At 39.5% G+C, this 14,445-nt stretch carries 13 protein-coding genes; all 13 read right to left on the reverse strand.

Annotated elements, in window-relative coordinates:
* Nucleotides 1-78: 78 nt before the first annotated feature.
* Nucleotides 79-918 carry an SDR family NAD(P)-dependent oxidoreductase gene (locus O1449_RS10700; protein ID WP_269238299.1) on the reverse strand — a complete coding sequence of 280 codons (840 nt, stop codon included), beginning with the start codon at nt 916-918 and terminating at the stop codon, nt 79-81.
* Nucleotides 919-927: 9 nt separating this feature from the next.
* The gene (locus O1449_RS10705; protein WP_269238300.1) at nt 928-1,995 is read right to left on the reverse strand and encodes an amidohydrolase family protein; all 1,068 of its coding nucleotides are present in this window, start codon (nt 1,993-1,995) and stop codon (nt 928-930) included.
* Between the two features lie 299 nt (nt 1,996-2,294).
* Nucleotides 2,295-2,405, reverse strand: coding sequence for a hypothetical protein (locus O1449_RS10710; RefSeq protein WP_087543379.1), 111 nt, complete (start codon nt 2,403-2,405; stop codon nt 2,295-2,297).
* A 208-nt stretch (nt 2,406-2,613) separates the two neighbouring features.
* Nucleotides 2,614-4,314 (reverse strand): NAD-dependent malic enzyme, encoded by a 1,701-nt coding sequence (locus O1449_RS10715; RefSeq protein ID WP_269238301.1) that lies wholly within the window; start codon nt 4,312-4,314, stop codon nt 2,614-2,616.
* Between the two features lie 292 nt (nt 4,315-4,606).
* Nucleotides 4,607-4,993 carry a carboxymuconolactone decarboxylase family protein gene (locus O1449_RS10720; protein ID WP_269238302.1) on the reverse strand — a complete coding sequence of 129 codons (387 nt, stop codon included), beginning with the start codon at nt 4,991-4,993 and terminating at the stop codon, nt 4,607-4,609.
* Complete coding sequence (locus tag O1449_RS10725) at nt 4,990-6,447, reverse strand: NAD-dependent succinate-semialdehyde dehydrogenase (RefSeq protein WP_269238303.1); 1,458 nt, start codon at nt 6,445-6,447, stop codon at nt 4,990-4,992. The genes O1449_RS10720 and O1449_RS10725 overlap by 4 nt, the downstream gene beginning before the upstream one ends.
* Nucleotides 6,448-6,594: 147 nt before the next feature.
* Entirely contained in the window at nt 6,595-7,764 is a 1,170-nt protein-coding gene (locus O1449_RS10730; RefSeq protein WP_269238304.1) for a hypothetical protein, read from the reverse strand.
* Between the two features lie 25 nt (nt 7,765-7,789).
* Nucleotides 7,790-9,190, reverse strand: a complete 1,401-nt coding sequence (locus O1449_RS10735) for a purine-cytosine permease family protein (RefSeq protein WP_269238305.1) — start codon at nt 9,188-9,190, stop codon at nt 7,790-7,792.
* A 314-nt stretch (nt 9,191-9,504) separates the two neighbouring features.
* Complete coding sequence (tgnC, locus tag O1449_RS10740) at nt 9,505-10,974, reverse strand: (Z)-2-((N-methylformamido)methylene)-5-hydroxybutyrolactone dehydrogenase (RefSeq protein WP_269238306.1); 1,470 nt, start codon at nt 10,972-10,974, stop codon at nt 9,505-9,507.
* A gap of 10 nt (nt 10,975-10,984) precedes the next feature.
* Nucleotides 10,985-12,022 (reverse strand): flavin-dependent trigonelline monooxygenase oxygenase component, encoded by a 1,038-nt coding sequence (gene tgnB, locus O1449_RS10745; RefSeq protein WP_269238307.1) that lies wholly within the window; start codon nt 12,020-12,022, stop codon nt 10,985-10,987.
* Nucleotides 12,023-12,024: 2 nt separating this feature from the next.
* Nucleotides 12,025-12,957 (reverse strand): flavin-dependent trigonelline monooxygenase reductase component, encoded by a 933-nt coding sequence (gene tgnA / locus O1449_RS10750; protein ID WP_269238308.1) that lies wholly within the window; start codon nt 12,955-12,957, stop codon nt 12,025-12,027.
* Nucleotides 12,958-12,987: 30 nt separating this feature from the next.
* Nucleotides 12,988-13,779, reverse strand: coding sequence for an alpha/beta fold hydrolase (locus tag O1449_RS10755; RefSeq protein ID WP_269238309.1), 792 nt, complete (start codon nt 13,777-13,779; stop codon nt 12,988-12,990).
* Nucleotides 13,748-14,350 carry an amino acid synthesis family protein gene (locus tag O1449_RS10760; RefSeq protein ID WP_018676877.1) on the reverse strand — a complete coding sequence of 201 codons (603 nt, stop codon included), beginning with the start codon at nt 14,348-14,350 and terminating at the stop codon, nt 13,748-13,750. The genes O1449_RS10755 and O1449_RS10760 overlap by 32 nt, the downstream gene beginning before the upstream one ends.
* Nucleotides 14,351-14,445: the final 95 nt, after the last annotated feature.

Consider the following 14,445-nt stretch of genomic DNA (forward strand, 5'->3'; position numbering starts at 1 on the left):
AGATGATGATTCACATTAAAATGAATTAACTAGGATGCTCACACAAATTAAATGAGCATCCTTAGATTGAAGAATAATTTAGTTTTTTTTCAAAGTTTTTTTGGTTAGAAAATCTAATGCTTGAGAATAATGCGTTGGTGTAATCCGCTGAATCAAATCTAAAATCTTGGCATCATTCCCAATTAATACTCGAGCTTTATCCTGTTTGACCGCCTCTAAAATGATTTTTGCAGCTTCTTCTGGTGGGGTTTTCAGGACTTTATTAAATGATCGACTAGCCTTTGCCGGATTCATACCCAAAGAACGGATACTGTCACTCATACGAGCACTATTAGCAATATTGGTTCGTATACCACCTGGATGCACACAAGTCGCACTGACACCATTATTTTGCATATTTAATTCTTGGCGTAATGATTCGGTAAAACCACGCACTGCAAACTTTGTTGCGTTATAAGCACTTTGAGAAGGTTGCGCAGTGAGTCCAAATAAACTAGAAATATTAATAATATGCCCTTCACCACTTTGCTTTAAATAAGGCAAAAACTCTTTTGTGCCGTAGACAACACCCCAAAAATTAATATTAAAAATCCATTCCATTTCTTCATAGCTCATCCCTTCTACGGTACTTGCTAATGCAACGCCAGCATTGTTAAAAATCAAATTGATTTTGCCATGATCTTTGAAACTATTCTCCGCCCATTCACGTACAGCTTGCTGATGAGAAACATCTAGTTTGGTTAAAGTGACTTTCACAGGATACTGTTTTACTAAAGATAATGTTTCAGCTAAACCTTGATCATTCACATCACTTAAAGCTAAATCAGCGCCTTGCTGTGCTAATAAAATTGCAAGTTGTTGACCGATTCCAGAACCTGCACCCGTAATTGCAGCAACCTTTTGATTAAAACTTTTCATATGATGACTCTAATTTAATTGATAAAAATTGGCAGCGTTTTGTCTAAAAATGGAATACATCGCTTGATCACCATAAGGTGTAATCATTTCAATATAAGCTTGGATCAAATCACTTAGCGTTGCATTTGCTTTATCCATAGGAAAATTTGAAGCAAAAATGATTCGATCTGGACCAAATACCTGTATTGCATGCTGAATCAATGGTGTTAATAAATTCACCATTTCATAGACGGTTGCAGTACGGTATTGTTGATAAAATCGGTGTCCCAACACGGGCATCATCAGTCCAGAAATCTTGGCATAAACATTTTTTTGCTCAGCCAAAACTGCCAAATCATGCTGCCATTGCTGGAAAATTGCGGCACGTTGTGAAGGTGTTTGACCAGTTTTTTTGCCAATAGCACCAAAAAGCCCTGCGGGTGTTGCCAAATGATCAACGACTATAGCTGTTTGAGGAAATTGTTTCGCTAATTTTGTAAGTTCTGAAATTTGTGTTGAATAAGTCCACGCATCAAAAGATAAATCCATTTTGGCAAGTTGTTCAAAGCCTTTAAGGAATTTTTTAGACTGATATAAATGTGCTTGATCACACCAACGATAAATACCAGAATCCTCATGCCAAGAAGCCATTTTACGAATACCTCTAAATAGAGGGCTGGCATCTTGATGCGCTTTTAAAATCTGTTTAAATTTTCGATCTCGTGGGTCGGCAGTGGCAATAATTGCGCCTAGCTTTAAATTTTGGTCTTTAAAATTTAATTGTTGAATCCATTTGGTTTCTTCGACAACACCAAAGCCTTTATGATGATGCCAATTTGCTTCGACATGTACTACGCTTTCAATCGCATGATGTCGCATATCTTCATGATAATTTTGAGGGAGATAAGGACTCAACGCATATTCAGTTAATCCTAGTGTGTCTAAAAGTGGTTTCGGTTTAACGAATCGCACAACTTTATCCATCACACGGGGATAATTCCCCAAAGCTTTAACCAACAAGGCAGCAGAATGTGGAGTATGGTATGGATCCCATTGATGGATATGCGGATCTATAATTGCAAAATCGAGTTTTTTCATTCCGATACTCTTTCTTATTTCAAAAGATGAACATGTGATGATCATCGTCCCAAATCATCATTTATTTAATTTTTAAAATACGGCTTATTTTTAGAGTACAGAACAAAAATCTATGAATAAAATGATTTATTCTAATGAGCAGCTATGAATATTATTCATTATTTTGAATGGCTGGATGAATATAACCCAAGCAGCATCCAGTAGATGTTGATCATTGTAGCGAAACAGACTCGCAAGCTTAAATTTGCTATATTAAATGAATAGCTAAACAGTCCTATAAATCAGGCTTGAAGCTGATTTTAAAGAAAATATTCCCAAATAATATAGCCTAAACCAAAACCGATAAAAGCATAGAGTGTGATAATAAAAAACACAAAACTCGCATTATTTTTCTTTTTTAAAAAACTCATATTTAGCCCATTCATATCAACCTCGTTATACTTTGAATGAATACAGATGATAAAGGTAGATACAGATTTTATAAAAAAAATATAACAGATAGTTTTATGAGAGTAATAATAAGCTAAAAACCTGAAAGATCATTCAAGATCAGTCAGGTTTTGTCCTAGATTACAAAAGTACATTTACGTTTCAGCAATCAGACTAAATCTGGTTCAATCAAAAAGTAACTCGGCGATAATTTCGATATTCAGGTGTCCAAAAATTATCTTCAATCACATTTTTCAGCACATCATTGCTCATGGGTACTGCTAATCCATCTGCCATAGCAGCTTTTGCAACTTTAAAAGCAATGAATTTGGAGACTTGATGAATGTCATTAATATTTGGCAATAGATCTGCAGCTGCATTTTTTAAACGCGGTGAGCAATCTGCCAATGCTGTGCTTGCAGCCATCAACATTGCATCACTAATATGATTTGCACCACATGCAATCACACCCAAGCCTATTCCTGGGAAAATATAAGAATTATTACACTGAGCAATCGTATAAGTTTTACCTTGGAAATATACTGGTGCAAAAGGACTACCTGTCGCAACGATTGCAGCACCTTGCGTCCATTCAATAATATCTTTTGGCTGAGCTTCTACTTGAGAAGTCGGGTTAGATAATGGCAAAACAATCGGATGTTTATAATATTTAGCTAAAGTTTTAATCACTTCTTCACTAAATAAACCTGCTTGCCCTGATACACCAATCAGAATACTTGGTTTAGCATTTTTTACGACATCAAGTAGCGCAATCTCTTGTCCTGAATATTCCCATTCTGAAATTGCATTCACAGGTGTTGCGAGTTTTTGTTGAAAGTCGAGTAAATTGGGCTGTTGATCAGTCATTAAACCGAAGCGATCAACCATGAAAATACGTGAACGGGCTTCATGATCGCTCAACCCTTCATCCATCATTTGTCTAACGATATGCTCAGCAATACCACATCCTGCTGAACCAGCACCAACAAAAGTAATGGTTTGATCTTTAAGTTGTTTACCAAGTGCTCTAGATGCAGCAATTAGACTGGCAACTGTAACTGCTGCAGTTCCTTGAATGTCATCATTAAAGCAGCAAATTTTATCTCGATATTGAGTCAATAATGGCATTGCATTAATTTGGGCAAAATCTTCAAATTGTATCAACACATTCGGCCAACGTTCACGCACAGCAGAAATAATCTGTTCGACAAATTGGTAATATTGCTCCCCTCTGATTCGAGGTTGCTTCAATCCCATGTAAATTGGATCGTTGAGTAATTCTTGATTATTTGTACCAACATCTATCGTAATCGGTAACGTATAAGCAGGACTAATACCTCCACATGCGGTATATAGAGATAATTTTCCAATTGGAATTCCCATACCACCAATACCCTGATCACCTAAACCAAGGATGCGCTCACCATCGGTAATGACAATCACTTTGACATTTTTCTTATTCACATTATGAATAATTTGATCGATGTATTGACGTTCAGCGTATGAGATGAAAATCCCACGATGACGACGATAAATATCAGAAAAACGCTGGCAAGCTTCGCCGACGGTTGGTGTATAAATGATGGGTAGCATTTCATCTAAATGCTGACTCAATAAATTATAAAAAAGTGTTTCATTTGTGTCTTGAATATTTCTTAAATAAATATGCTTATTCAAGTTATTGTCAAATGACAAGTACTGCTGATAAGAGCGTTGCGTTTGTTCTTCGATGTTTTCGATATTGTTAGGTATCAGTCCATGCAAGTTAAACTGCTCACGCTCTTCAGTCGAAAAAGCTGAACCTTTATTCAAGAGTGGAAGTTCTAAAAGAGCGTTCCCAGCATAGGGAATATATAAAGGTTTCTGGGTTTTACTAGGATTTGCGGGCATACCTTACTCTTTCGATGATCTATCAAATATCAAATTTTCTTTGCTCAAGATGGAATTAAAATCACCTTAAACGAAGTGCATAATTTACACCAATAGACACCTAAAGCTGCATATATCTCAGTATATAAAAGGTGATTGGTTATTTAGAAAATAAATACTCTGTTTAAATTATATCCATCCTGACCGAAACAATCGTAACAATTGGTATGTCACCTTAAGAGCGAAGGGCCAAAATGAAATCACTTAAGCAAACATCACCAGCATGCTGTGTAATGTTTGCTCAATCGTTTAATTAGTTATTTTCTTGTTCATATTCCTGAATCGCTTCTTTAGCAATTCGGAAACTATCTACGGCTGCCGGTACACCACAATAAATTGCGACTTGTAACAGCACTTCACGAATTTTTTCTTTAGGTACGCCATTTCGTAGAGCACCTTTGACATGAAGCTTTAATTCATGTGGACGATTAAGCGCAGAAATCATGGCAAGATTGATTAAGCTTCGCTCAGGCTTGCTCAATTCCTCTCGGCCCCAAACTGCACCCCAACAATACTCTGTGACTAACTCTTGTAACGGTAAACTAAAATCATCGGCATTGTTGATCGAGTTATTCACATAAGCTTCGCCTAATACTTGTTTACGAATGGCTAAGCCTTTTTCAAATTTTTCATTACTCATGCATTCAATCCCCCAAATAAGGTGTATTTGATTTCTAGATAATCTTCGATCCCGTATTTTGAACCTTCACGACCTAAGCCCGACTGTTTGATTCCACCAAATGGTGCGACTTCATTGGAAATTAAGCCCTTATTGATTCCAACCATACCGTATTCAAGCAGCTCACTCATACGCCAAGCGCGTCCTAAATCTTTGGTGTAGCAATACGCCGCCAAACCAAACTCAGTCGCATTTGCCATTTGAATAGCTTGCTGTTCAGTTTCAAACTTAAATACAGCAGCCAATGGACCAAATGTTTCTTGAGTCGCTACATCCATCTCGGCGGTGACATCAGCAATGATCGTAGGTTGATAAAATAATTCACCTGCACTATGACGTTTACCACCAGCAACCAAACGACCTGCTTTGGCTAAGGCATCCGCAACATGGGCTTCAACCTTTTTCACTGCATTAGCATTAATTAATGGACCAATTTCACTCCCAACATCCAAACCATTGCCGATTGCAAAAGCATTGATCTTTTCACTTAATGCAGCAATGAATTTTTCGTAAATTCCTTCTTGAACAAGAAAGCGATTCACACAAACACAGGTTTGTCCTGCATTGCGATATTTAGCAATTAATGCCCCTTCAATTGCAGCATCCAAATCTGCATCATCAAAGACAATAAATGGTGCATTACCACCCAATTCTAGTGAAACTTTTTTCAAAGTTTGCGCTGAACGTTGATACAGTAATTTTCCAACAGGTGTCGAGCCTGTAAAAGTAAATTTCCGCACATCATCACTTTGAAAGATTGCATCGCCAATCGTGACCGCATCACCTGTAATGACAGTAAAAATCTCAGCAGGCACACCCGCTTGAATCGCTAAATCGACCAAAGCCAATGCCGTAAATGGGGTTTCTGGCGCAGGTTTAACGATACAAGGACAACCTGCAGCCAAAGCAGGTGCAACTTTACGAGTAATCATTGCCGCAGGGAAATTCCACGGCGTGATTGCTGCAACAACACCAATCGGTTGCTTGCTCACGATAATCCGTGCATCTGGATAAGGGCTGGGAACAATATCACCATAAACACGTTTTGCTTCTTCAGCAAACCATTCAACAAAGCTAGCAGCATATAAAATTTCACCTCTCGCTTCTGCTAAAGGTTTTCCTTGTTCACTCGTCAAAATAAATGCAAGTTGATCTGCATTTTCAACCATCAAATCGAACCATTTTTTTAAAATCGTTGAACGATCTTTGGCTGTTTTATTTTTCCATGCAGCCCAACCTGCAACTGCTACGTGAATTGCGCGTTCGGCTTCTGCCTTGCCCATATTCGGTACAGTACCAATCACTTCTTGTGTTGCAGGGTTATAAATATCAGAAGTTTGTTGATTATCGGCATCACACCATTGTCCAGCAACAAAGGCTTGTTGATGAAATAATGGCAATTGATTAAGTTGCATACTGATTATCCTATTTAGACTTCGGCATTAATACACAGAACATTTTACAAAACAGTATCAATGTTCTGGTATTAACTAAACCTGTATTATGGCATACCAAATAAATCTTGAAAAAAATTTTCGGTTGCCCGAATGTTATAGCTGATTTTAGAAGTAATAGAATAGCGTTAAGTTGAGTAACTTATTCCATTTACCATCATCCCCAACCGCCAGTGATTTTTCAGTACCACCAATGAAGGGATCATTTTGACTCATAATGTATTCTGCGACCAAAGAAATCTGTTTATGGTCGATTGAAACACCAAGGATATTACGGATTGAATCTTGAGAACCAACCAAATCCTTATTGTATCGACTGTGCATAAAATACGGCGTGATATTGCCAATTTGCTTAACATCTTTAAAAGTGTAGCCAAGATCAGCTGTATAGTAAGTCGCTTTGTTTGCAACATAATATTCGCTGTCATATGAACCCATCAAAGATGAAGTTGCATCAACGACGTCTTTATTACTGACATCATTTTTACCGCCTGTTAAGGTCAGACCTAGATTGCCATAATTGATTTTGCTAAATAATGCCCACGCATTACGTCGACCCGTTTGAGATGTGGTTTTATTGTCAATCTCTGAAGTCCAATATGAAGCACCGACCTGTGTAGTTAAACCTTTTACACCCAGATTAATATCTTGGGTAATACGTCCAACCCACATGTTTTTCTCTTCGATATCGCTTTTCGTAATGTCATCAGAACTTACATAGTTCGCACTATAGCGACCAGACTCTTTGGTTGTCCCTTGATAGTGTCCACCATCAATCGCAAAATATCCGAGATCAAATTTAGTCGCAGTTGGCAATTCAAAGTGATAGCTCAAACCTAAGTTATGCACATCTTCTAGCCCTGTTGTGGTATTGATACTGCCATATAGACTATTGTTCCAAAAACGTCCTGGACCAAATGGAACAGCTTGCATCCCTGCTATGACCTGATCAGTCTCATTTAAATGATAACCTGCATACGCATCAATTAAAGTTGAAAAATCGCAAAGTGTATCGTACTGATAACAACGATATTCAGCATGCCCAAATAGTTTGCCACGCTCATAATCGAGTTTTAATTGTGCAGCACTAAAACGAAGCTGATGCTCTGAAACAGGTTCACCATAATCTTTGTCTTGATAATTGGCACGTACGTAACCAGAAATCGTTAACTTGCCTGAGTCCGCATTGCTGTCACCAAAACTAATTCCAGCATAACTCGGTGTAATGATCGTGGTTAACGCCGTTGCAAACGCGAATTGTAAATAACTTTTTTTCATGTCGAAGATTCCTTTCTGACCACGTTTAATGTTGTGCTTTTACATTGAGTTCTGGACTATTACATTTGATCTTTTCAAGATTGAAGACGTAGTACACAACGGAACTCACCACCAATCCAATTACCCAAGAGATATCTACATCCTGAATGACGTTTGCGAATGGGCCTGTAAAAAAGGCATTGGTGAGGAAAGGAATTTGTATCACGATTCCAATGAAATAGGCCGTTAAAGCTTTGGCGTTAAACTTGCCGTAGATACCACCGTCTTGTGCAAAGATCGACTGAATGTCATAAGATTTCTTATTAATCACATAGAAATCCAATAGGTTAATCGATACCCAAGGCACTAAGATAAACAGTAAGGCAAAAATGACGTTTAGGAAGAAGCTAATAAAGTTGCTTGATGCCCAAAGTGCTGTAAATGTTGCAATAATTAAAACAATAATTGATAGAACAATACGAATATTTTTACTCGGTATCCATTGACCTGCAAAGGTTTGAATTGAAGTAATACACGATAAAACCGCACCATATAAATTCATGGCATTGTGACCTATGATATTACAAAGGAATAAAACCATCAGGATCGAACCGAAAACACCTGTACCCGATTTCACCGCTTCCATCGCATCGGTACCAGAACCAATACTCACCGCCACTGTACCAAATGCCATCGCAAAGATCGTTCCAAGCGAAGCGCCCAAGTAAGTAAAGATAAATGGTTTAAAAATCCCAATCGACTTAGGTAAATAACGTGAATAGTCGGAGGTGTAAGGTGAAAAACTAATTTGCCAAACGGCACATAAACCAAACATGGCAAACCAACCTTTTAGGTTAAATGAGCCTTTGGCAAGTATTTCAGCATTAATTTGTGGCAACATAATCAACAAGCCGATCAGCAATGAGCCGCCCATTAACCATGTGCCAATTTTATTAAAATTATGGATTAGATGATAACCCACTACCCCAATGGTCGTTGCTGCAATTGCACCAATCACGGTTGCTGTTGGCACAGGAATCGCGGGGATAACCGTATGTAAGGTTTTACCTGACAAAATAATGTTGGAAATAAAGAAACCGAGATAAATCAATGTTGTAAATAACACGACCAGTAAGGCACCATAACGCCCAAACTGTGCGCGACTTTGAATCATCTGGGGAATGCCGACTTGAGGTCCTTGAGCAGAGGTCAACGCTAAAATTGCTGCACCAAAGAAATGACCACAACAAATCGCCACTAGCGCACTGATCAAACTCAGGTTAAACGTTAGCATCGACATTGCACCAGTAATAACAGCTAAGGGTGCAATATTGGTACAAAACCAGAGCGTGAATAGATCACGTACTTTTCCGTGACGTTGAGATGGATCAACATAATCAATTGAATTGCTTTCAATGGCGAAAGCACTATTTTCATTTTGGCTCATATCCTTAATCTCTCTTTGAGGACTTCATTTTCCTCAATATCAAATATTTGTGAGAGTAAACTTAGGTTTCACAACCTGCCTGATCAGCGCCATATCCAGATGACCTGACCTATATTTCTCTTGTTTTACAGCGCAATCACATCAATTTTGGGTGATGAAATGACAAAAAAGATCAAGCGAACCTTGTTGATGCTGTTTAAGCCCAACTAAAACGATCTTACTTATGCCGTGATCAGATTTATGTGATTTTGAAATTCAGCTTATTCATATTTTTTCATCCTTGAAATTTAAATCCTAATGACTGTTGTGATGCATTAACGCATCACAAAAGGATCATCAATCGGTTGATCAGATGTACGTAACCACACCGTTTTGGTGGTGGTATAGTCCAACACCGCATCTGAGCCAGCTTCACGACCATGTCCTGATAGACCATGACCACCAAAAGGTGCAAGTGGAGAAACAGCGCGATAGGTATTCAACCAAACAATCCCTGAACGAATTGCTTTGGTCATCCGATGCGCACGGCTTAAATTGTTGGTAAACACACCAGCTGCGAGTCCATAAGGCGTACTGTTGGCTTTTTGAATCGCGTCTGCTTCAGTGTTAAAACTCACTACAGACAAGACAGGACCAAATAACTCGGTCATGACGCAATCAGCTTGTGGTACATCACTACAGTCTAAAATTGTGGGTGGATAGTAATAACCTGCTCTTTCAAGCGTTTTCCCACCTGCCAATAATTTCGCACCTTGCTGAATCGAGCGAGCAACGACTTGCTCAATTTTTTCACGTTGGCGTAAGGTGCACAGAGGACCATATTCCGTTGCCATATCATCAGGCAAACCAATCTTGATACTTTGAACACGCTCAACCAAACGTTGAACAAATTCATCTTTGATACTGTCTTCTACCAGCAACCGTGAACCAGCAACACAGCTTTGACCTGTTGCTGCAAAAATCGCTGCGACTTGTGCATTTACTGCGCTCTGTAAATCAGCATCTGCAAATACAATAAAAGGAGATTTTCCACCTAACTCTAATGAGACTTTGGCAAGGTTCTCAGCAGAGTTGCGCACAATATGGCGTGCTGTTTCTGGACCACCAGTAAATGCCACATGAGCCACGTCTGGATGACTACTTAAAACTGCACCACATTCAGGGCCAAAACCTGTAATAACATTCACCACACCTGCTGGAAATCCTGCTTCGTGCACCAAACGCGCAAAAGCAAGTAAAGGGGCTGGTCCTTCTTCAGAGGCTTTCAGAACAATACTGCAACCTGCCGCCAATGCTGGACCAACTTTAACCGCAGACAAAAATAATTGGCTATTCCACGGAACAATCGCAGCAATGACACCCACAGGTTCACGGATCGTCCATGCTTGCATATCTGGTTTATCAATCGGTAGATAGCTCCCTTCGAGCTTGTCTGCAATCCCTGCATAGTAACGATAATATTCCGCCACATAAGCAATTTGGCTTGACGTCTCACGAATGATCTTGCCTGTATCACTGGTTTCATATTGAGCCAGTTGCGGTGCAGCTTTTTCGATTAAATCAGCAAGTTTATATAACAACTTTCCACGCTGTGAGGCAGTTAAACCTGCCCAAGCTGTATCTTGCAGAGCCTGAGATGCCGCAGCAACTGCACGATTGACTTCATCTGTACGTGCTTCAGGCATTTGCACCCAAACTTGCCCTGTCGCAGGATTGATACTGTCAAATTGTGCAGCACCATCCTCGAATTGACCATTGATATACAACTGGAATTGAGAAGTCATGTCTTCTCTCCTATGCAAATGCAGGCATCACTTCGTTGATCATACGTTGTAACGATGCTTTTTTACGCTCAAAGCTCATTCCTGTATCGATCCAGAATGAATATTCGTTATAACCCATTGCTTCATAAGCTTTTAAGCGATCAATCACTTCTTGCGCCTGACCAATCACATTATTTTTACGCATGGCTTCTGGCGTATAAAATGGATGAGCTGCAATTTCTTCATCACTCAATGGTGCGATTAGACCTTGCGTAATTTCACGCTCATTTTTAAACCATGCGCCAAAATAGTTATAGAATGTATTGATTTCATCTGCTGCTAATTGAGCATCTTCTTCACTATCAGCCACATAGGTATGACGCAATAACATAATTTCAGGACGAGGAATATCAGCAAACTTTTCACACGCGGTATTGAAATGTCCCATCAACTTTTCGACTTCTTCATCACCAAAATGTAATGGTGTGACTTGTACATTACAGCCGTTCTGCACCGCAAATTCATGGCTATTTGGATCGCGTGCTGCTACCCAAATCGGTGGATACGGTTGTTGTAATGGTTGAGGTGCAGAAGTGGTTTTTGGGAACTGCCAAAACTCACCATTATGCTCATAATCGCCTTTCCACAGGTTTTTAATCGCGGGGATCATTTCACGTAAACGCTGACCCGCACTCCATGCATCCATACCAGGCACCATACGCTCATATTCAAATGAGTAAGCACCACGTGCAATCCCAATATCTAAACGACCATTGGTGATAATATCCGTCATAGCAGCTTCACCTGCCAATTTAATTGGATGCCAGAATGGCGCAACGACAGTTCCTGTACCCAAACGTACATTTTTGGTTTTATTCGCAATATCAACCAAGTTAATGAATGGATTAGGTGCAATCGTGAAATTCATCGCATGATGTTCACCGGTCCAAATCGCATGCATACCGCCTTGATCGGCAATTTGGCAAAGTTCAATCATTTCATCATAGAGCTGCTTCTGCGTTTGTTGATCAGAAACACGTTCCATGTGTACAAATAATGAAAAACGCATAGTTAAACTTCCTCTTTAACAATTTGACGAACCGTACCGCTAATTTGATTACCGTAATAGACACCATAAGTTTTAAGATGATTTTCTTTACGATAACGCATCAACATACTTTCTAAAGCGCTATCCACAAAAGTCAGTTGTTCTAAATCATTTAAATTAACAAATTGACCTTTGGTTGCATGTGCGATCGGGGTATTACATAAAAATGCAATATATTGCTGCTGGGTGGTCACATCATCATAGACAGAATAGATAAAGCTTGGTGAGGCTTCTGGCTGATAAGCTGCAAAGATTTTTTCCAGTGCTTTTTCTGCACCGTCTTTTTCAACCATCAAATGTGGCAATGTCCACTTTTGATCCTGTGTCTGTTCAAGCAAGATCTGATTTTCATGTCCAATCAATGCCATCATCATCACTTTCATACTCGAAATCACATCCGTAGATGATTTGGCAGGTGTAAAATAAGCTCCACGGTAATACCCTAAACCAGCAAAGCCTGCTGAGCCAAAATCTTCAACTCTACCAATTAAAATCGCATGATCACCTGCATCTACAACTTGATACGTCGTGCAATCAAACCAAGCACTGACTTGATCTATGACAGGGTTATGAGATGCGCTCTTGGTCCATGCTAAATTTTCAAATCGATCATCACTTGGGCGAGCAAAAGTATTCGAAATATCCTTTTGTTCTTCTGCCAAAATATTAATTGCAAAATGTGAAGCATTGGCAAAGTTATTATAATTGCTTGATGTCTTGGCAATGCTGACCAGCAGCAAAGCTGGGTCCAAGGACACCGAAGCAAAAGAGTTCGCAGTAAAGCCCAATGGTGTTCCATCATCTTTACAGGTGGTTACGACGGTTACGCCAGTCATAAATGAGCCAAAGGCATCACGTAATTCGCGTATTTTATTAACACTATCCATTTCACTCATTATCATATTCCTTCATCAATGTGTGGCAATTTAGACTTGGGTTTCTAACCACGCCTGCATTGCAATATTTACTTGGTCTGGTGCAGTCAAATTCACCATATGACGCTCATTTTCAATCACAATAGCGGTGCCATTTCTCGCTTGGCTTGCCATTTGTACTGCCATTTCTGCTGTTGAATTCGGATCATCAGTTCCAGTTAAAACCAGTGCAGGACACTGAATTTTGCTCCAGTCATCTGCGTAAATTAGATCGCCATGTGCAAATGCCGCATACGCTGTGGTATATCCAGACAAGTCCACATTTTCCAACCAAGACTTGACTTTTCCAGCCGCAATTTGTTCTGCTTCACTGTTACCAAACCAGCGTTGTAGTGGTGTTTCAACGTCAATATGACCTGTTTTTAACTCTTCTGCACGATTCACAACAGCATCACGAGCTTGGCTTGTCCGCTTGTATACACCGTTCAACACCGCCATTCGTTTGACTACATCAGGACGAGTTGCACTTACGCCTGTCGTAATCAATGAACCCATCGAATGACCTGCCAAATTCACTGCACCTAAATTCAATGCTGTAATAAATTCGATCGCCCAATCAACAAATGCTTTTAAAGGTGCATCATCCGCAAGTTTTGTACTTTTTCCATGACCCGGCATATCCACCGAAATCACACGATAATGTTTCGAGAAATATTCGATTTGTGGATACCAAGCGGCTGCTTGCATACCTACACCATGGATGAGAACCAAAGGCTCTCCTTCTCCTTGCTCAAAATAATGAGCAATCCGATTATTTGACAGCTGCAGGGTTTTTGAGATCATGACCTAACTCTTCCAAATCTTGATAACGATCGCCAATACGATGATGTGGACGTCCACCTGTCGCTGCACCAATTACAATCACAATTTCATCGGCAGCAGGTGCATCTGGAATTGCAAATTGAAGAGTCAAATAATGAGAACGGCGGCCTTCATCATTTTTATCCATCATTGGAACAAGAATCGAAGCATTCGCTGGACCACGCGTATTATTAAAAGCGAGATAAGACTTAGCCCCGACCGCATGACGATATGTATTTCCAAAATGTAAGGTATGGATGAGGGCTGATGCATGCTCTAGCTCACCATTCAAACCTACAACCGCACTTTTACCAAATGCTTCTACCGCTTCACCTGAACCGACTTCATCAAGAATCAGTTGAGTTAAATGTTCACTTAGAATCGGAGCAATACGGCGAATCTCAGGTGTTAGGTTTTCGACATAACCCTGACCAGCCCATGGGTTTTTGATCACAGCAGCAGCAGCCACCATTTTTAGCGGTTTTGTTGCTTCTTTATCGCCATCGACATAAGTCGTTTCAACATGAAGAACTGTTTTACGGATTAGATTCATGGCATTTCCTTGCGTGTGAATTTATTTTTGCATTCGTATTATGGTATACCATAATACATAATGAAAAAAAAGCAAGAGTTTGGTATGCTAATTTT

This window comes from Acinetobacter sp. TR3 (assembly GCF_027105055.1).
Taxonomy (GTDB): Bacteria; Pseudomonadota; Gammaproteobacteria; order Pseudomonadales; family Moraxellaceae; genus Acinetobacter.

Excerpts from the sequence above, each read along its gene's own strand:
- tgnC (WP_269238306.1), bottom strand. The coding sequence starts at position 10,974 with ATGACTTCTCAATTCCAGTTGTATATCAATGGTCAATTCGAGGATGGT.
- O1449_RS10720 (WP_269238302.1), bottom strand. The coding sequence starts at position 4,993 with ATGAGTAATGAAAAATTTGAAAAAGGCTTAGCCATTCGTAAACAAGTA.
- O1449_RS10700 (WP_269238299.1), bottom strand. The coding sequence starts at position 918 with ATGAAAAGTTTTAATCAAAAGGTTGCTGCAATTACGGGTGCAGGTTCT.
- O1449_RS10715 (WP_269238301.1), bottom strand. The coding sequence starts at position 4,314 with ATGCCCGCAAATCCTAGTAAAACCCAGAAACCTTTATATATTCCCTAT.
- tgnB (WP_269238307.1), bottom strand. The coding sequence starts at position 12,022 with ATGCGTTTTTCATTATTTGTACACATGGAACGTGTTTCTGATCAACAA.
- O1449_RS10760 (WP_018676877.1), bottom strand. The coding sequence starts at position 14,350 with ATGAATCTAATCCGTAAAACAGTTCTTCATGTTGAAACGACTTATGTC.
- tgnA (WP_269238308.1), bottom strand. The coding sequence starts at position 12,957 with ATGAGTGAAATGGATAGTGTTAATAAAATACGCGAATTACGTGATGCC.
- O1449_RS10710 (WP_087543379.1), bottom strand. The coding sequence starts at position 2,405 with ATGAGTTTTTTAAAAAAGAAAAATAATGCGAGTTTTGTGTTTTTTATT.
- O1449_RS10705 (WP_269238300.1), bottom strand. The coding sequence starts at position 1,995 with ATGAAAAAACTCGATTTTGCAATTATAGATCCGCATATCCATCAATGG.
- O1449_RS10725 (WP_269238303.1), bottom strand. The coding sequence starts at position 6,447 with ATGCAACTTAATCAATTGCCATTATTTCATCAACAAGCCTTTGTTGCT.
- O1449_RS10730 (WP_269238304.1), bottom strand. The coding sequence starts at position 7,764 with ATGAAAAAAAGTTATTTACAATTCGCGTTTGCAACGGCGTTAACCACG.
- O1449_RS10735 (WP_269238305.1), bottom strand. The coding sequence starts at position 9,190 with ATGAGCCAAAATGAAAATAGTGCTTTCGCCATTGAAAGCAATTCAATT.
- O1449_RS10755 (WP_269238309.1), bottom strand. The coding sequence starts at position 13,779 with ATGATCTCAAAAACCCTGCAGCTGTCAAATAATCGGATTGCTCATTAT.